The sequence below is a fragment of the Candidatus Thermokryptus mobilis genome, from assembly GCF_900070205.1.
GTDB classification, from domain to species: Bacteria; Bacteroidota; Ignavibacteria; order Kryptoniales; family Kryptoniaceae; genus Kryptonium; species Kryptonium mobile.
In genome coordinates this window covers 3,999-22,805 of record NZ_FAOO01000006.1, presented here as the reverse complement: position 1 = coordinate 22,805, position 18,807 = coordinate 3,999, and the positions used below count along the sequence as shown (strand labels likewise).

At 40.2% G+C, this 18,807-nt stretch carries 15 protein-coding genes; 5 read left to right on the top strand and 10 right to left on the bottom strand.

The annotated features are described in order from the left end of the window. Positions 1-39: 39 nt before the first annotated feature. The 10 genes from rimO to FKZ43_RS04920 all read right to left on the bottom strand — a co-directional run bounded on the left by rimO (position 40) and on the right by FKZ43_RS04920 (position 9,483). Positions 40-1,344, bottom strand: coding sequence for a 30S ribosomal protein S12 methylthiotransferase RimO (rimO, locus tag FKZ43_RS04965; protein WP_140944773.1), 1,305 nt, complete (start codon positions 1,342-1,344; stop codon positions 40-42). Between the two features lie 16 nt (positions 1,345-1,360). Beyond that, positions 1,361-2,182, bottom strand: coding sequence for a phosphatidate cytidylyltransferase (locus FKZ43_RS04960; RefSeq protein ID WP_140944772.1), 822 nt, complete (start codon positions 2,180-2,182; stop codon positions 1,361-1,363). 15 nt (positions 2,183-2,197) lie between these two features. After that, entirely contained in the window at positions 2,198-2,755 is a 558-nt protein-coding gene (locus tag FKZ43_RS04955; protein ID WP_140944771.1) for a putative signal transducing protein, read from the bottom strand. 2 nt (positions 2,756-2,757) lie between these two features. Beyond that, positions 2,758-3,621, bottom strand: coding sequence for a type II CAAX endopeptidase family protein (locus tag FKZ43_RS04950; protein WP_140944770.1), 864 nt, complete (start codon positions 3,619-3,621; stop codon positions 2,758-2,760). Between the two features lie 6 nt (positions 3,622-3,627). Beyond that, positions 3,628-4,581, bottom strand: coding sequence for a GSU2086 family protein (locus tag FKZ43_RS04945; protein WP_140944769.1), 954 nt, complete (start codon positions 4,579-4,581; stop codon positions 3,628-3,630). Next, positions 4,581-5,354 carry a DUF3108 domain-containing protein gene (locus FKZ43_RS04940; RefSeq protein ID WP_140944768.1) on the bottom strand — a complete coding sequence of 258 codons (774 nt, stop codon included), beginning with the start codon at positions 5,352-5,354 and terminating at the stop codon, positions 4,581-4,583. The genes FKZ43_RS04945 and FKZ43_RS04940 overlap by 1 nt, the downstream gene beginning before the upstream one ends. Next, the gene (locus FKZ43_RS04935; protein ID WP_140944767.1) at positions 5,347-6,363 is read right to left on the bottom strand and encodes a glycosyltransferase family 9 protein; all 1,017 of its coding nucleotides are present in this window, start codon (positions 6,361-6,363) and stop codon (positions 5,347-5,349) included. The genes FKZ43_RS04940 and FKZ43_RS04935 overlap by 8 nt, the downstream gene beginning before the upstream one ends. A gap of 56 nt (positions 6,364-6,419) precedes the next feature. Then, complete coding sequence (gene ilvN / locus FKZ43_RS04930; protein WP_140944766.1) at positions 6,420-6,980, bottom strand: acetolactate synthase small subunit; 561 nt, start codon at positions 6,978-6,980, stop codon at positions 6,420-6,422. Between the two features lies 1 nt (position 6,981). Continuing rightward, positions 6,982-8,652 carry a biosynthetic-type acetolactate synthase large subunit gene (ilvB, locus tag FKZ43_RS04925; protein ID WP_235894692.1) on the bottom strand — a complete coding sequence of 557 codons (1,671 nt, stop codon included), beginning with the start codon at positions 8,650-8,652 and terminating at the stop codon, positions 6,982-6,984. 72 nt (positions 8,653-8,724) lie between these two features. Continuing rightward, a complete protein-coding gene (locus FKZ43_RS04920; protein WP_140944764.1) occupies positions 8,725-9,483 on the bottom strand; it encodes an SDR family NAD(P)-dependent oxidoreductase in 759 nt (252 codons plus the stop codon). A gap of 124 nt (positions 9,484-9,607) precedes the next feature. Between FKZ43_RS04920 and FKZ43_RS04915 the strand changes: the two genes are divergently transcribed. The 5 genes from FKZ43_RS04915 to FKZ43_RS04895 all read left to right on the top strand — a co-directional run bounded on the left by FKZ43_RS04915 (position 9,608) and on the right by FKZ43_RS04895 (position 18,780). After that, on the top strand, positions 9,608-10,801 hold the full coding sequence (locus FKZ43_RS04915; RefSeq protein ID WP_140944763.1) for a pyridoxal-phosphate-dependent aminotransferase family protein: 1,194 nt from the start codon (positions 9,608-9,610) through the stop codon (positions 10,799-10,801). Positions 10,802-10,822: 21 nt separating this feature from the next. After that, a complete protein-coding gene (gene serA / locus FKZ43_RS04910) occupies positions 10,823-12,406 on the top strand; it encodes a phosphoglycerate dehydrogenase (RefSeq protein ID WP_140944762.1) in 1,584 nt (527 codons plus the stop codon). 238 nt (positions 12,407-12,644) lie between these two features. Then, a complete protein-coding gene (locus tag FKZ43_RS04905) occupies positions 12,645-15,500 on the top strand; it encodes a TonB-dependent receptor (protein ID WP_140944761.1) in 2,856 nt (951 codons plus the stop codon). A gap of 75 nt (positions 15,501-15,575) precedes the next feature. Further along, positions 15,576-17,996: a hypothetical protein gene (locus FKZ43_RS04900; RefSeq protein WP_140944760.1), complete on the top strand. Its 2,421-nt coding sequence runs from the start codon at positions 15,576-15,578 to the stop codon at positions 17,994-17,996. A 133-nt stretch (positions 17,997-18,129) separates the two neighbouring features. Continuing rightward, the gene (locus FKZ43_RS04895) at positions 18,130-18,780 is read left to right on the top strand and encodes a T9SS type B sorting domain-containing protein (RefSeq protein ID WP_140944759.1); all 651 of its coding nucleotides are present in this window, start codon (positions 18,130-18,132) and stop codon (positions 18,778-18,780) included. Positions 18,781-18,807: the final 27 nt, after the last annotated feature.

Below are 18,807 nucleotides of genomic sequence, written 5' to 3'. Positions count from 1 at the left end.
TCGGTAAATTAATTTTTGTTCTAAAAAATTCAACAAAATCTAAACTGGTTTTGTTTCTGTTGCGACCTTGCCTATTAAATCATACTCAAAAATATCGTAAATTTCAACCTCATAAAAGTTTCCTATCTTGATCCCGTTACCTTCAACCAAAACCTCAAGGTCAATCTCCGGGGCATCCCATTGCGTTCGCCCTATGTAAAAATCTCCTTCCTTTCTATCAATTAAAACCTTGATTTTCCTTCCAATCATTTTTTCGTTCTTTTCAACGATTATATCATGTTGTGCGTTCATTATCAATGCCATTCTTCTTTCTTTCTCTTCGGGTGGAACAGGGTCACCGAGTTCAAAAGCTTTTGTCCCCTCCTCTTGAGAATATGTAAAGACACCAAGACGATCAAATTTGAAAGTGTAAACGAAGTCAAGAAGCTCTTCAAATTCCTTTTCTGTTTCACCCGGATAACCAACTATCAAACTCGTCCTTATGGCTACTTCTGGAACCGTTTCCCTTATTTTCTCAAGGAGTTCAATTGTTTTTCTTTTTGTTATCCCGCGTCTCATTGACTTTAAAATTTTATCTGATATATGTTGGATTGGGATATCAATGTATTTGCAAATTTTTGGGTTTTGAGCCATTATGTCAAGAATTTCAATTGGGAATTTAGCAGGGAATGTATACATCAAGCGAATCCATTCAATTCCGTCTATCTCCGAGAGTTGGTTTAAAAGTTCGGGGAGTTTTCTCTTTCCATAAATATCAATTCCGTAATAGGTTGTATCCTGTGCTATGATGATAATTTCTTTGACGCCTTTCCAAGCGAGTTTTTTTGCCTCTTTTATTATTTCTTCAATTGGTCTGCTTATGTGTTTCCCACGAATTAGTGGTATGGCGCAAAATGAACAGGGGTTATCGCATCCTTCGGAAATTTTAAGGTATGCGTAATGTCTTGGTGTGAGAAGTTCTCTTTCACCAAGTAGCTCATATTTACGATCAACTCCAAGAGTGTTAAGTATCTCATCAAACTTTTCAACACCAAAGAATTTATCTACCTCAGGGATTTCATCTTCAAGCTCATTTTTGTATCTTTCCGATAGGCAACCCATCACATAGACGCTTTCAACTTTGCCTTTCTCTTTTAATTCAACCATCTCAAAAATTTTATCAATTGATTCTTGCTTTGCTGATTCAATAAAACCGCAGGTGTTTATTATGACTATACTCGCTTTATCGGGTTTCTCAGCGATTTGAAATTTATTTTTTAACTTGCTCATTAAAATTTCGGAGTCAACAAGGTTTTTGGGGCAACCGAGCGTTAAAATGTGGATTTTTTTCTTTCCGTTTCTCACTTTGTGTTATATTGGTTTATTTGAAATTCGTCATATAAAGATAAACAAGCGGAGCTACATATATCAAACTGTCAAATCTGTCAAAAACACCGCCGTGACCTGGGATTAAATTTGATGAGTCCTTAACCTGTGCATCTCTTTTTATCAGGGATTCAATGAGATCACCGAGTTGTCCGAAAATTCCGACGATCAAACCGATGACAAAAGCGTCAAGGTGATTTATTTGTTTCAGGACCCAAAGTTTTGCGCCGAAAGAGGAAAGCAATGCGAAGATTAAACCGCCGATGAATCCTTCAACGGTTTTCTTTGGGCTCACCCTTTCGTAAAGTTTTCTTTTGCCGATTGATTTCCCAATGAAATACGCTGCGGTATCACAAATCCAAATTATCGCAAGGATTGAAATTATAAAAATTCCATTTTCAAGATAATTTTCGCTTTTTAATTCCCTCAACCCAATCAAAGTTCCAAGTGATAATCCGATGTAAAGTATCGGGAATATCTCGGTGGCAAGATTTGAGATGGAGGACCAATTTTGAGATGACGGTTTTCTAAATAGTTCTATGAGTCCGGTTAACAAGACAGCAAGAATTAAAAATGTCACGATTCGTTCGTGATTACCCGCATAAAATGCCAAGTCAATCAGGAAAATTGAGATAATACCGATGTAAAATATCGGTGAGGAGTTTTTCTTCTCAACAAGTGTGTAGTATTCAAATGTTGCAAGGGAAGAGATTATGAAGACGAAGGCGAGGAAAAGGTATTTCCCGAAAATGGTCACAAAAAGTATGAATGGGATGCCGAAAATTGCGACGATGACCCTTACTGTTAAGTTATTCAATTTCTCAACCCTACTTTATTCGTAAAGGTTTTCATCTCTATAGCGTAGGTCTTCAATAATTTTCAATGCGATTTCTTTTTGATTTTTCGGGACGAGGATTTTCACTATTCCGAAACCGACCGTCACGAAGTATGAATGGTCTTTTGTTGAGAAGACGACGCAAGGGATACCTGCGCTTTCTATGTTTGCTTTGAGCATTTCCGCTTCATATTCATATTGCGTTGTATAAACCACGACCCAGTCCTCATCGTATTGTCTGTGATTTCCTTCCTTGCAGTAGATTTTTTCATCAACTTCAATTGAGCACTCACCGCACACGGGTTTACCACAAATCACACAGATTCCAACGGCGGGTCTATTTATGTGTTCCTCGCATTCAATTTCATCTTCGGGATCAAAAATTCTTAATGTGAAAATTTTACCGCATTCAGGGCAATATAAAAGCCCTGGTTCAATTTCAGCGCCACAATATATGCATATTTCAGGTTTTTCATCAATCAGGTTTATGTTGCAGTCGGGGCATACATTTACTCCATCGGGGTAAGTGAAGCCGCAAAGGGGGCACTTGGGCATTTTTAAGATTGGGTTTTGTTTTGGTTTAGAATTTCAAGCGCATAGATTGATGCGATAAAAATTGCCATTGAAAAGAAAGCTGTCATAAAAAGCATAGAGCCCGAGGTTAAGACGAGACCTTCACGACCGAATTTGAAATATGAATAAGCAGCGGTGAAATTATTTACGAAATGAGCAAGCATTGCGAGAAATATGCTTCCAGATTTATAAACGAGGTAGCCAAAGTAAATCCCAAGCGCTATCAATGGTATAAAGCTAAATGGATTTGCGTGATACATTGCGAAAATCACACCGGTTATTATAAAGCCGAGTTTATGGTTTGTCGCTTTTGACAGATTGTATTGAACAAGACCCCTGAATAGAAATTCTTCACAAATTGCTGGTGTGAGAGCTACGACAAGAGCAACATAGGCAAATTCAAGCGGTGATTTTGCAGATATTAAAATTGAATATGTTCGTTCCATCATTTTACGGAGGGTTTCAAATATAGGGGATAATTTATCAATCGGAATAATTGACTCTTGAATATAGAGGTAAATCTGGGCGATGCTCTGAAGCGATAGCGTTCCAACAATTACAATGAGGATCTCAAGTAAATTCGGCGCTTTTAATTTAAAAATTTCTTTGAATCCAACTTCCTGCCATCGTGCGAAAAACAATGTCGGGACAAAAATAAAAAGAAATTGGGATAGCATCGTCATAAGGCGAAACCCTTGAGCGTTTCTTTCGTTCAATCCACCGAACAAAAGAAATGTCAACCCAGAGCCGAAAAATTGATATAGGACGAACACCGTCCCAAGAGCTATAAATGTCATAGTTATTGGCGATGACCTTAAGGAATTTCTTCTCTCCGTATTTTCTTCCATTTGTCCTTAAATTTTACTTTTTATCATTGCTACAAGAAGAGGTATCATTATCTCGTGATGTCCTGTTATCATGAGACCAGTTCCACCGCCTTGAGTTGGGCGTTGAACTACATTGACAGTTGGTCTATAGTGTCTTAACATATCAAAGTTTGCTGTGGTGAAGCCGAAAGCGTTATATCCAAGGTTTCGGACAACGGTTAATGCCTTGAGGAAAACCTCCGGCATTATCACCGCTGAGCCGATATTTACGACGACGCTTTCGCTATCAAGCTGTGTGAGAACATTGCACAAAATTTTGAAATCCCTGAAGCTCATTTCTCCTGTTGCTGAACCATCCATCGTGGGTTGTTGGTGAACTATGTCTGTTCCAATTGCTGCGTGAACTGTGACTGGTATGTCCAAGTTGTAATATGAAGCGAGAACGCTGTAATCTTTATTTGGCGCATTTATATCGTTTAGTTTCTTACCGAGCGCTTCGCCATAGCCGAGATCGGAATTTTCACAATATTCCTTCAGCGTTAAGTTTATAAAATCACCCGTTTCCTTTGCCATTCCGAAGCTTCCATCCATTATATTTTCCGCCACATCTTCAGATGTCTGTCCGAAAAGCGCCGTTTCAACATCGTGGATTGCGGTTGCGCTATTCATCGCAAGTGCTTTTATTACGCCGATTTTACCAAGTTCAATTAACAAAGGTGCAAGCCCAACCTTTATCACATGTGCACCAATTAAAAAGATGACAAGTTTGTTTTTCTTGTGTGCATTCACAATTTTATCAACGAGCATTTTCAAGTCCTTTGCAACCAATATGTCAGGAAGTGAGTCAATAAAATCCGAAAAACTTTGCGTCTTCGGGTCAAATACCTTTGCAAATTCAGAGGTGTTAACCTTGCTTCGTCTGTTTTGTATTGAAATCGTCCTTACCTTTGAAAGGTCAATTTTCTCGTATTTTGATCTCATCAATCAATTTTTGCGTTTATCTTTTCAATTCCGTAAAACTCCCTTAGTTCGCCATCAATGCTACCGATTGGGATTTCGGCGTTCATCTTCACCGGAATTTTTTTATCATCGTCTGTAATCCAAAGCAGAAATCTCCCCTTCGCTTTAAATAACCCACCTTCAACTATCAACGGTTCAACTACAACGCAATTGAATGTTCCAGCTTTGACCTTTACGGTTTGCTTTCCAAGGTATTTTATTTCAAGCGGATAAGTTCTGTTCTTGTAGAAGTTTTCAAGTTTAACCCTTTCTCCAACTCTTTTATCCGAGTAATCTTGTGTTCTTGCGTAGTAGAAAGCAGAGAAGACATCTTGAGCATATCGCGGGATTGGATAAATTCCCTCTGATGTTTTGGCTAAAAGATTTATATGGTCAAACTCGGCGAAGAAATCATGTTTATAGTTCCCTTCCCTTATCCTTTGTTCAAATCTCCACGGATAAATTCCCTCAACATCAATATATGTTTCATATCTATCGTCAACCTTATAGAAGATAGAGAAGAAAGGCAAGGACCAGACGCGAAAAACAGCTTTGTAACATTTTCGCCCGTTATATTCAATTATCTCTGGGATTGAAACCTCTGCTTCGCCAACTTTGATGAATTTATATTTCACATCGTAAAGCAATCTTTCGCCGACTTTAAAAGCGTTATGTTCAATTTTTCTGCTTTCAAATATTTTTATCTCCTGCGTGAAAAAGTTCAAAATGGTGAAAATTATGAAAAAGCTATACATTAACACTGAGTTTTTCTTTTATTGATTTTGCGACTTCGTTTAGATTTATCAAATCCATACAGTCAAAGAACTTGCATTTTTCTCCGATGCATTTCTGACATTCAAATGGAAGACTTGGTGTGAATATGAGTTTTTCGCTTGTATAAGGACCCCATCGCTTTGGGCTCATAACTTTTATCGGTGGATAAAATCCAATGACTGGGGTTCCAATGGCACTTGCGATATGAAGAGGTCCAGTTGAGTTTGATATAAAAAGCGAAGATAATTTGATCAGAGCTGAAAGTTCTTTTAAGTTGAAAAGACCTGAGAAATTGTAGACATTTTTAAAATCGCCAGCCACAAAGCTTGTGAGTTCTTTTTCTTTGTCACTACCTGTCAGGACGATTTTAAAGCCCTCTTGACTTAAAATTTTGACGAGTTCTTTAAACCTTTCGGGTTTTAAATCTCTCGCCGAACCCTTGCTTCCGGGGTGGACTATGATGAAGTTTTTTTCACTTAAGCCATGTTTGGATAAGATGTTTTTGACCTTTTCAAAAGCTGAATCTGGAATGAAGAGGTCAAATTCTATTTCTTTGACCTCAGCCCCGATTTTCTTTATTAGGTTCAAGTTATATTCAACTTCGTGTTTTTGTGCATATTTTCTGTGTTCGTAAACCCTTTCATTGAAAAGAAGCGAGTAAATTCGGTATCCTGTGCCGACCCTAATGGGCACGCGAGCAATCCAAAGTGCAAGTGCGATTTTGAAGACGGGGAAAACTACTATCGCAAGGTCAAACTTTCTTTTTCTTATCTCCTTCGCAAGTTCAAAAACGCTAATTTCAGGTTCATAAATCATGACATCGTTAATTGCTTTGTGACCTTGAACGATTTCACTTGCGTATTTGCTGACGAGGAAAGTTATATTTGCATTTGGGAAATTATCCCTCAAGGCATTTGCGACGGGCAAGGTCAAAACCAAATCCCCAATTTTATCCGTTCTGCAAACAAGTATATTTGAAAATTCTTTCATCTACCTTTTAACTTTATTATCAATGATAATTTAAATTTGGCGTGACTAAAAAACAACTAACCTTTTTCGGTGTCCTCAGTTGGCTTTTGGCGTGATTTTTTCTTTATCAATTTTATCTCCTTTGAGCTGTAAACTTCACCTTTAAATTCCCGCTTCAGGGCAACAGCTCCAGTCCTTGCAAGTTCAACAATCCCATACGGCGCAAGCATATTTATCATTGCGGTTATTTTGTCACTTTTCCCAGTAACCTCAACAGTTAAAGTGGTCGGTCCTATATCAACGACTTTCGCTCTAAAAATATCAGAGATTTGGATTACATCGCCTCTCGTGTATGGATTAACCTTGACTTTTATCAGGGCGAGTTCCCTTTCAACGAATGGTTCATTTGTCAAGTCAACGACTTTGAGTATGTCAATCAATTTGTTTAGATGTTTTATTATCTGTTCAATTTGGTCGTCGTCCCCATTTGTAACTATTGTCATCCGTGAAATTGACGGGTCTTCGGTTGGTCCAACGGATATACTTTCAATGTTGTATCCTTTTGCACTAAAAAGACCAGCAATTCTTGTCAGGACACCGAATTTGTTTTCAACGAGGATTGATATTGTGTGTCTCATTTTATTTCCCTCCTTCAATTATATCGCTTACACTTCCTCCGATTGGGATATACGGGTAGATATTTTCCTCGTAGATTGTTTTGAACTCAATTAACACTGGCTTATCTTTCAATGCGAGCGCCTTTTTCAAAGTCGGTTCAACATCGCTTGCCCATTCAACTTTAAAGCTTTGAATCCCATAAGCATCTGCTATTTTAGTAAAATCGGGGCATGAACTGTCAATTAAAATCTCGTCAAATCTTTTCCTCCAATGTAGTTCTTGCCATTGTCTTGTTATGTCAATGTGTTCATCGTTAAAAATTAAAATTTTGATCGGGAGGTTGTATGCCTTGATTGTTGCAAGTTCTTGCAGGTTGATTTGAAAACCGCGATTTCCATTGATTGATATTACTGGTCTATCTTTTATTGCTGTTGCAACACCTATTGAGGCGGGGAGTGAAAATCCCATTGTTCCAAGTCCACCACTTGTTATGTGTGTTCTCGGGTATAGAAATTTGAAAAACTGAGCTGTCCACATTTGGAATTGTCCAACATCTGTGACTATGACTGCGTTTGCTCCTGTTAAGTCCCTCAACTTTTCAATCACGAATTGAACGCAGACCTTATCGGTTGCTTTGTATTTCAAAGGATGTTCGTTTTTCCATTTTTTGATCTGCGATAGCCATTCTTCGTTATTTAAATTTTTCACAAGAGGGATTAGTTTTTTTAAAGCGTCCTTGACATCGCCGACGATTGGAACATCGGCTTTGACATTTTTGCTTATTGAAGCTGGGTCAATATCAATATGAATTTTTTTTGCTTTTGGAGCGAATTTGTTGAAGTCCCCTGTAACTCTTTCATCAAGCCGTGAGCCGATGGCAATTACGCAGTCGGACTCGTTTACAGTAGTGTTTGCATACCAAGTTCCGTGCATCCCAAGCATACCAAGTGATAGAGGGTCATCCTCGGGATAAACACCTTGACCCATAAGTGTAGTTGTAACTGGTGAGTTTATTCTCCTTGCGAGCTCCCTCAATTCACCAAAGGCATTGCTTATGATGACACCACCACCTGCTATTATAACAGGTCTTGAAGAATTGTTTATTATCTCTGCTGCTCTTTTTATTTGCCCTGAGTGTGCCGAATAGATTGGGTTATAACCGCGAAGGTTCACTTTTTCGGGATAGTCAAATGTGAACTTTTCAGCGAGTATATCCCTTGGCAAATCAACCAATACAGGACCTGGTCTGCCGGTTGTTGCAATGTAAAAAGCGGATTTTATAATGTTTGTCAATTCTTCTATTTTAGTGACAAGGAAATTATGTTTTGTTATAGGTCTTGTTATCCCAACTATGTCAACTTCTTGAAATGTCTCGTTCCCAATTAATTTTGTTGGAACTTGTGCTGTGAAAATGACCAGTGGAACAGAGTCCATATTTGCATCTGCTATTCCAGTTACGAGGTTTGACGCTCCAGGTCCTGAGGAGGCAAGCACAACTCCTGGTTTTCCCGTTGCCCTTGCATAACCACTTGCTGAAAAAACCGCCCCAAGTTCATGTCTTGTTAGCACAATTTTAATTTCGGAGATTTCAAGTATAGCATCAAGTATTCCGAGGACTGCGTTTCCAGGGCAACTGAAGATAACTTCAACATTTTCTTCAATTAAAGAGCGGACAAAAATTTCAATTCCCATTAGATTTTTCCCATAAGAATCTTTGTTTGGATTTGTTTTTGATTTTTCCATTTTTATTGGGTTCGTTTATTTTTAATAACAAAGGACTGAGCCACCATTTACGCTTATCGTTGCTCCAGTTATCCAGTTTGCGAGTTCGGACGCAAGGAAAACTATAGGTCCTGCGATTTCCTCTGGTTCTGGAATTCTTCCTAGTGGGATTGTGCTTTTTACTTGTTCAACGAAATTTGGATCGCTGAAGACCTCAGCGCACATGTCAGTGTTCACCCAGCCGGGGGCAACACAGTTTACAAGTATGTTATATTTCGCAAGTTCAACAGCAAGTGATTTTGTAAAGGCAATTATTGCACCTTTTGATGCAGCGTAATGTGAGTGAAATGCTTCTCCCCGTTGACCAGCGGTTGAGGAGATGTTTATAATCCTTCCCCATTTTTGTTTTTTCATTATGGGGACGACTTCATTTGAAAACAGATATACACTTTTCAAGTTCACTTCCATCGTTTCATCCCAAGTTTCTTCGCTCATCTCGCCGATAGCGCCGTATGTCCATATTCCAGCGTTGTTCACGAGTATATCAATTTTTCCGAAGCGTTCAAGGACTTCTTTGACCATTCTTTTTACATCTTCGCTTTTACCGACATTTCCTTTCACAGCTATTGCTTCTCTTCCAAGTTCTTTAATTTGTTTGATGACTTGGTTTGCTGATTCGTCGTTTTTTAGATAAGTGATCGCTACATCTGCATTTGCCTTTGCGAATAAAATTGCGGTTGCCCTTCCAATTCCTCTTGAACCGCCTGTGATCAAGGCGACTCGCCCAGTTAGATCAATCATTTTTGCCCTTTTTGATTTAAAATTAAAAAATTTTTTATGCAAATATCAAAAGTTTAAGAAGCTCTTGACAATGGCTTTCAAAATTTTTATTTTCAAAAAAACAAAGGTGGAGAAATAGGAAAAGATGAAAAAGCGACTTTTTACACCTGGACCGACGCCTATTCCAGAGGAAGTTTCGCTTGCACTTGCTCAACCGATAATTCATCACAGGAATCCGGAATTTATTGAGATTTTTTCAAGGGTTAATGAAAACTTAAAATATCTTTTCCAGACGAAGCAAGATGTTTATACTTTGACGAGCAGTGGGACTGGGGCTATGGAGGCAGCTGTTGCAAATTTGCTTTCAAGTGGTGATAAGGCGATATTTGTCAATGGTGGGAAATTTGGAGAAAGATGGGGGGAGATATGCAGGGCATATGGAGTAGAGGCAATTGAAATTAAAATTGAATGGGGGAGGGCTGTCACACCTGAAGAAATTGAAACGGAATTAAAGAGAAATCCTGATGTCAAAGCAGTTTTCTTGACGCATAGCGAGACATCAACTGGGGTTTTTACTGATGTTAAGGAGATAGCAAAGATTGTCAGCGAGAATTCAAACGCTGTTACGGTCGTTGATGGTATAACCTCTGTTGGTGCGCATGAGCTGTATATGGACGAGTGGGGGCTTGATGTTGTCATCACAGGTTCACAGAAAGGGTTGATGATACCGCCAGGGCTTTCGTTCATAGCGTTGAGTGAAAGAGCTTGGGAGATGGTTGAGCGTTCCAATTTGCCGAAGTATTATTTCAGTTTGAAGAAAGCTAAAAAGGCACTCCAAAATGGGGATACGCCTTGGACTCCGGGTATTGCGCTTATAGTTGCGCTTGATGTGGCTTTGAAGATGATAAGGGAAGAGGGTTTGGAGAATATATGGATAAGACATGAAAAACTTTCGCTTGCCGTCAGAGAAGGTTGCAAAGCGCTTGGACTTAGATTGTTTGGACATCCACCTTCGCATGCCGTGACAGCCGTTTATTTCCCGGACGGAATTGATAGAAAAGAATTTCAAAAGGTTTTAAAGTATAAATATGGGATAACGGTTGCTGGTGGACAGGAGCATTTGAAGGATAAAATTTTTAGAATTTCACATCTTGGATATTACGATGAGCTTGATATAGTTGGTGTTATATCTGCGCTTGAGATGGCTTTAAAGGATGTCGGTTATGAGGGGTTTAATCCTGGCGATGGCGTTAGGGCTGTTCAAAGGGTTTTCGCTGAGTTTGAAGGCGTGGTTGAAAAAAGGAACGAAGACGATGAATTTCCAAATTGTTGTCATTGAAAATAAATTTTTTGTTTGGGTATGAAGATTTTGATAACAGATCCAATTGAGGAAAGTTGTGTTAACATTTTAAAAGGTGAAGGTTTTGAAGTTGACCTTAAGCCAGGGATTCCGCGTGATGAGATAAAGCGGATAATAAACGATTATGTGGCTTTGATTGTAAGAAGCGGGACTAAGATTACGGCTGACATAATCAATGAGGCAAGGAATTTGAAGATAATCGGACGAGCTGGGGTTGGGGTTGATAACATTGATGTTGAAGCAGCTACGAGGCGGGGGATAATCGTTATGAACACACCGGGTGGAAATACGATTTCAACCGCTGAGCATACTATGAGTTTAATTCTTGCGCTTGCTAGAAACATACCGCAGGCGAATGATGACCTTAAGGCAGGGAATTGGGAAAGAAAGAAGTTTATGGGGGTTGAGCTATATGGTAAAACGATCGGTATAATTGGGCTTGGGCGGATAGGTCGCGAGGTTGCACTCAGGTGTAAGGCATTTGGGATGAATGTAATAGGATATGACCCTGTTTTATCCTCGGAGGTTGCGTTAAAGTTTGGGGTTGAGCTTGTTTCAAATCTTGATGAGATTTACAGGCGGAGCGATTTTATAACTGTTCATGTGCCTTTGAATGATGAGACAAGGGGAATGATTGGGCGTGAAGAGCTTGCAAAGTGTAAAAGGGGGGTTAGGATTATAAATTGTGCCAGGGGAGGGATAATTGATGAGATGGCTCTTCTTGAGGCGATAGAATCGGGTCAGGTTGCTGGTGCTGCGCTTGATGTTTTTTCCGAGGAGCCACCGCCCAAGGACCATCCCTTGATAAAGCATCCAAAGGTTATAGTAACTCCGCATCTTGGAGCAGCTACTGAAGAGGCGCAGGAGAAGGTTGCAATTCAGATAGCGCATCAAATTGCGGATGCTTTAAAAGGTCGTGCTATTGTTGGGGCTGTGAATGCGGAAATTTTGCAACTTGCTATGAATGAAGAGATAAAACCATATCTTTTGCTTGCAGAGAAGATCGGGCTTTTGCATGCGCAACTTTTAAAGGGTAAACTTTTAAGTATCAGGGCTTCATTTACAGGTGATGTCTTGAAAAATTCTTCACAGATTTTGATCTCGGCATTTTTGAAGGGTCTGTTGAATTATTTGATGAGTGAGCCGATAAATTACATAAACGCTCCCGTTTTGGCAAAGGAAATGGGGCTTAACATAAGTGAGAAGACCGGGGAGAGCTGGGGCAATTACACATATCTTTTAAATTTTGAGGTTAAAACTGACAAGGAAACGAGGTCCATCTCGGGAACTTGTTTCGGAAACAGCGATGTCAGAATTGTTGGAATGGATGAATTTCATTTTGAATTCAAGCCGGAGGGCATTCTACTTGTTTATTCAAACATTGATAGACCCGGGATGCTCGCTGCGGTAAGCTCAATCCTTGCTCGTTCAAATATTAACATTGCAGGTCTTTCTCTCGGTAGATATGGGGTAGGTCAAAAGGCTTTAACGGTCATGAGCGTTGATAGCGAGATACCTCAGGAAGTTTTGAAGGAGATATCATCCGTTGATGGGATTTTTGATGTCAGGGTCGTCAAGTTGTAATTGTGGCACAATTTTTGATGGCATTCATAAAAAAGGGCTTGGGAAAACTTGACAAAGAAAAATTTATGTGTTATATTTTAATTGGTTTGATGAGAACGAGAATTTAAAACAAAATTTTCGCGTGAGGTTGAGTGAAATGTTACAGTTTGTTGTCTTGTCTTTATGTTGCTTCTGTGATGATAATTCCCGCTTAACGGCTTTCCAAATTTAAAACAAACATATCAGGAGGAGTAAAGATATGTATCGCAAATTGTTAATTCTCACCGTGATGCTTATCCTTCCGGGGTTATTGTTGGCGCAAGTCGGTAAAATTGCAGGTAAAGTTGTTGACAGAGAAACGAAAGAGCCATTGATAGGGGCAAATGTCATAATTGAGGGAACAACGCTTGGTGCGTCAACAGACCTAAACGGTAACTATGTGATACTTAATGTCCCGCCTGGAATTTACACATTAAAAGCAAGTTATGTTGGATATCAAACGATAACCATTAGAAATGTCCGTGTCACTGTTGGTTTGACGACGGAGGTTAATTTTGAATTGCCAAGCGAGGCGATTCAGGTTCCAACGGTTGAGGTAGTTGCTGAAAGACCGCTTATTCAAAAGAACGCAACAAACGAGATAAGGGTTGTTCGTGCAGAAGATGTTCAAAATATGCCGTTGCGTGGTTATACGAGTGTGGTTGCAATTCAAACCGGTGTAGTTCAAGTTGGTGGGACAATTTACGTCAGAGGCGGTAGGAGTGAAGAGGTTGCATATTATGTTGATGGTGTTTATTTCAATAACCCTTATAACTATGCGAGAACTGGGGAAGTTGTAACAACAGCGATTGAGGAGGTTTCATATCAAGCTGGTGGTTTCAATGCCGAATATGGTTATGCTATGTCGGGCGTTGTCGTGACGACTACGAAGACAGGTGGTTCAAGATACTCGGCTACACTTGAAGTGATAACCGATGAATATGGTGGTTTCTTTAGAAGCAGGGAGACGGGCAATCCAAACTTCCATAAGAAGAATGTTCTTACTGGTGCTTACTCACAAGGTTACAGCTTGTATTCATTGAGTTTAGGTGGTCCGATTGTGCCAGGTTTTGACAGGATAAGATTTTTCTTTGCGCTTGAGAGAACTTTCATGAGAAACAGACGACCCTCATTCTATAACGGGGTTCAAGCTACGGTTGTTGAAGCGCAGGATACCTTCAACATCAACATTCCTGCTGGCATCTTAAGAGGTAACTCCACTTCAAGGTGGCTTTTCAATGGGAATGTCGTTTTTGATTTTAAGCCCTTTAACTTAAGGGTTGGTGGGACATCTTTCTTCAGAACGGATAGAGAATACATTCATTCTTATTCCGCATTTAACTATAACAGAATGCCAAGGACCGAAGAGACAACGCATGGATATTATGCTAAGTTAACACATACAATTTCTGCTTCAACATTTTATACATTGATGTTCAGCTGGTATAGGACATTTTCTCAAACGGGTGATCATTTCTGGTGGGATGACATAGAGTCATATGGAGATAAAGATAAGAACCCACAGCTTAGGGACTGGGGTAGAAATCAACCGTTTAGGCCGTTTTCACTTTTCGCTCAGCCAAACACGGTTTATCCAAACTATAGCAAGAACTTGTCAAGTTATTGGGGTGTTAAGTTTGACATCTTGCATCAGATCGGTAGAATTCACGAGATCAAGGCAGGGTTTGATTTCAGATATAACACGATCAGGGTTTATGGTTTGAGGGCGCTTGATATAGCGCAGAATAGGAGAACAAATCCGACAGGTTCGGATGAAAACATTTATCAAACAGCTTTTGTCAATACTATTGGTTATGATGTGACTGGTAAAAAAGAGGTTAACACTGGGAGGAACGGTGCCAAGCATCCCATTGTTGGTGCAGCATATATTCAGGATAAGATTGAGTTGCCCGAGTTGATTTTGAACCTTGGTTTGCGTGTTGATTATATCAATCCGAACACAGACCAACTTGTTGATCCGACGAATATTATACTTGAGTCAAAGGGTGACTGGTATGATTTTTCAGATGCGAATTTCAAAGCGTCAAAGCCGTATTATATTTTCGCTCCAAGGTTAGGAATTTCATTCCCGGTTACCGATAGGACTGTATTTCATGCTCAGTATGGTGTTTTCAGTCAGGCGCCTCAGTTGAACTTGTTCTATACGAGCACGATATTGTTCGCTCAGTATATAAGGTCTGGTAACTATATTCGTGCTGGTAATCCTAATTTGAGACCACCTAAGACGGTTGCTTATGAGGTTGGTTTTGCTCAGCAAATTACAAGGAATGCAAGCTTTGATATAACTGCTTATTACAAAGAGACAAGGGATTTGATTCAGATTCAGAACATACTTGCAAGACCGACGGCTTATGCTATGTATGTCAACGGTGACTATGGGACGATCAAGGGATTGTCGTTTAGTTTCACTTTGAGAAGGACCAACAGGGTTGCAGCGTTTATAAACTACACGCTTCAATATGCAGCTGGGACTGGTTCAGCAGCGACGACAAACTTTAATATAGCTTGGCTTGGTGGAAACTTCCCAACATTTGTTGCGCCTCTTGACTTTGACCAGAGACATACTGGAAGCATAAATGTTGATTTCAGGACTGAGAAGGGCGATGGACCAACCGTGTTTGGAATTAAACCGTTTGAGTATTTCGGTATAAACTTGTTGTTTAGGTTTGGAAGTGGATTGCCGTATACACCGGTTGAGTATAGGAGCTATATCTATGGACCGGGTTGGCAGATACCAAGAGCTGCGGTTAACTCAGGCTATGGTCCCTGGACAAGCCAGCTTGATTTAAAGATTGACAGGGCGATAAGGTTAGGTAGGATTAGCTTTGATGTTTATCTTTGGGTGATCAACTTGTTTGATTCAAAGAATGTAATAAATGTTTACAACTCAACTGGTTTGCCAGATGCTGATGGTTGGTTCAGGACTCCAGAAGGTATGGCTTGGGCGGAAAACAATGGTCCGGAGGCGGTGAAATTGTATAACTATATGTTGGCTCATCCATACAACTTTGGCGAACCTAGGCAAGTTAGATTAGGTTTAAGGATTGACCTTTAATTTCTTAAGTGGGCGTCAATTAAGACGCCCACTTGCTCTTTGACTTTTTAAAAATAAAATTTTTGGAGGACGGAAATGAAAAGAATAATTGCCTTTCTAACTCTATTTGTTCTTTTGTTTTCTGTTTTGCTTAACGCAAAGGAAAAAAACACCGAAAGGAGCAAGATATCTTCGCTTTTGAAATCAAGTGTTCTTGTTCTTGAAAAATTTGATGGGAACAGGATTTCGGCTGATGTTGAGAACACGGGTCAATATGTTAGCTATCACAGGACTGGTGATGCTGGGCTTGAATGGCCGAAGGGTTCGCATAAGACGGCTGACTTTGCAGCTGGGGTTTGGATTGCTGGAAAGGTTAGAGAAACTGGAGAATTGAGAACAGCAGCAGCAGAGTATCAGGTTGAATTTCAGCCCGGTAAGATTAAACCGGATGGGACACCTGATAATCCGGAAGATCCAAGGTATAAGATTTGGAAGATAAACAAGACGGACCTTTTCAATCCGGGTGATGATTATTTGAATTGGCCGGTTGAAGATGGGGCGCCTTGGGAGGATGTTGATGGTGATGGTGTCTTTACAAGGGGCGTTGATAGACCGCTTTTGATGGGGGATCAAACACTTTGGATGGTGTTTAATGATGCAAACCCAGCTCAGCATAATATCTTTAAAACAGCTCCGATGGGGCTTGAGGTTCAGATGACGATTTGGGGTTATAATAGGGTTGATGCATTCGGCGATATGTTCTTTGTCAAGGTGTTGATAATTAACAAGAGCAATCAAACTTACGATTCAACATTTGTTGCTTTGTGGGATGACCCAGATCTTGGATATGCTGGTGATGATTTTGTTGGGTGTGATACAACACTTAGCCTTGGGTATTGTTATAATGCAAGTAACAATGATAATGTTTATGGTCAAGCGCCACCTGCCATAGGTAGGGATTTCTTCCAGGGTGTTAGGGTTTACACGGGAGACCCGAATGATTCTGCGAAGGCATTTGGGAAGTGGTGGAAAGGTTACAAAAACCTCCCAATGTATGCTTTCTCATTCTATTGGAACGGTGCGCCATATCCATATCGTGACCCTGAGTTTGCAGATGAGGCGTATAACTTTATGAAAGGTCTTCTTGCTGATGGGACACCTTATGTTGATCCAAATACTGGGCAGGAGACAAGATATGTTTTCACGGGTGATCCTGAAACGGGGACTGGCTGGCTTGATGGGACAAGGGTTGGTCCAACAACTTTGAGCCCAGGTGATAGAAGATTTCTTATGTCAAATGGACCATTTACATTTGCTCCTGGTGATACACAGGAAATAGTTTTTGGTTTGTTGATCGCTCGTGGCACCAGTAATGTTAACAGCGTCACGATTTTGAAAATGGTAGATCAAGCTGCTCAAACAGCTTATGATATTGATTTCCAACTTCCTCCGACACCGCCATCCCCGAATGTTCAAGTCGCTGAGCTTGATAGAGAAATTGTTCTTTATTGGCCATATGATAGCAGAATTGATGAGTATAGAGAAGTTGACCTTATTGACCGTGACCCTGAGGGAAATCCAACGGAATATGTTTTTGAGGGATACATAATTTATCAATTTGATTCACCAACACAGCCAACTAAATCGGTTAGAGTTGCGGTTTTTGATGTTATAAACGATGTTAAAGAGATCAAGGACTGGGTTTTTGACCCTGTAAGAGGAGAAAACATTGAGGTGACGGTTGTAAAAGGAACTGACAGTGGAATTGAAAGGACATTCAGGATTAAAAAAGATTATCTCAGCGATAAACCGCTTGTCAACGGCAAACCTTATTACTTTGCTGTTACAGCTTATGCTTACAATCCGTATGGGGTGCCAAGATTTTATGAGAGCGCTGTTAATATAATCACTGTTACTCCTAAACCGGTAAGCCCTGGGGTAAGATATACAGCAACTGTTGGTGACACAATTATCGGTGTCCATAAATCGGGCAGAAGTGATGGCGAGGTACTTGGACTTGTTGTTGACCCAACGAAGTTGACAGGGCACACTTATGAAGTTAGATTTGAGGAAGTTGAAGGTGAAATAACTTGGAAACTCATTGATAAGACAGCAAATCAGACAAAACTCACTGGTCAGACAAATCAAAGTGGCGATGGAAATTATACGGTTGTTGATGGTATTCAGTTTAAGGTAATTGGACCGCCACCTGGTCCAAAAGGTTGGGCTTGGACTAAGGGAACAAGGAAATTGACCTGGGCAAATGCTAGCCTTCTTGATTGGGGAATTCCTGAACATTTACTAACATTTAACGGTGCGTTTGGTTATGTTTCACCATATGGTATATTTGTCAGTGGACATGAGCACAGCGATGTCGTCACACCAGATAAATTGAGAAATATACGAATTGTTTTTGCAACGACCGATACCGATGGAAATTTTGACCCGGATCATCAAAATGCATCCTTTGGATACAGATACTTGAGAAGAGCAAATTTTCCACCTGCTAAACGATGAATTTGCTCCGTTTATAAAGAATCCAGCTGGTGGATATGCATTTCAGGAGTTTGGTCTTAATGGGCAGGCAAATGTTCCGCTTGCTGTTTATGACATAGAGCAAGACCCGCCAAGACGGCTTGCGGTCGGATTCTTGGAGAATAATGTTGCAAACGGTTTGGTTGATGGAAAATACTGGCCTGGGGATTTCAATACTTATGATAATCTTTCAGCAAGTGGTCCTCGCGAGTGGTTGTTTATATTTGATGTTGAATACAGCACGACGCAAGATGATAATCTTGCGAATGATATATTGTTTAATGATTTGCCAGTTATGTATATGGCGACTTGGAATCGTAGGGGTAATGTAGCATTTAGCGATGGGGATGAGCTTGAGATTTATGCAAATCATCCAAACACTGTTAATGATGTTTTTGAGATAACGGTGCCTTCTGCGCCTGTTTATAGTGTTGAGACAGCAAAGAGTGACCTTGAGCTTGTGAATGCGGTTCCGAACCCATATTTTGGTGCGTCACCGCTTGAGAAGGAGATAACCGAATCATTCATAACATTTACGAGGTTGCCGAAGGAATGCACAATAAGGATATTCACGGTTGCTGGTGACCTCGTCAGGACATTAAAAAAGAGCGATGACAGCCCGTATTTGAGGTGGGACCTTAGAAATGATGCGGGTGTTCCGGTTGCAAGTGGAATTTATATTGTCCATGTTGAGGCACCTGGTATTGGGAGCAAGGTTTTGAAGGTTGTTGTCTTCCAGAGAGAAGAGAGGTTGAGATACTTCTAAGGAGATTGAGCCGGCGCCTATGGGCGC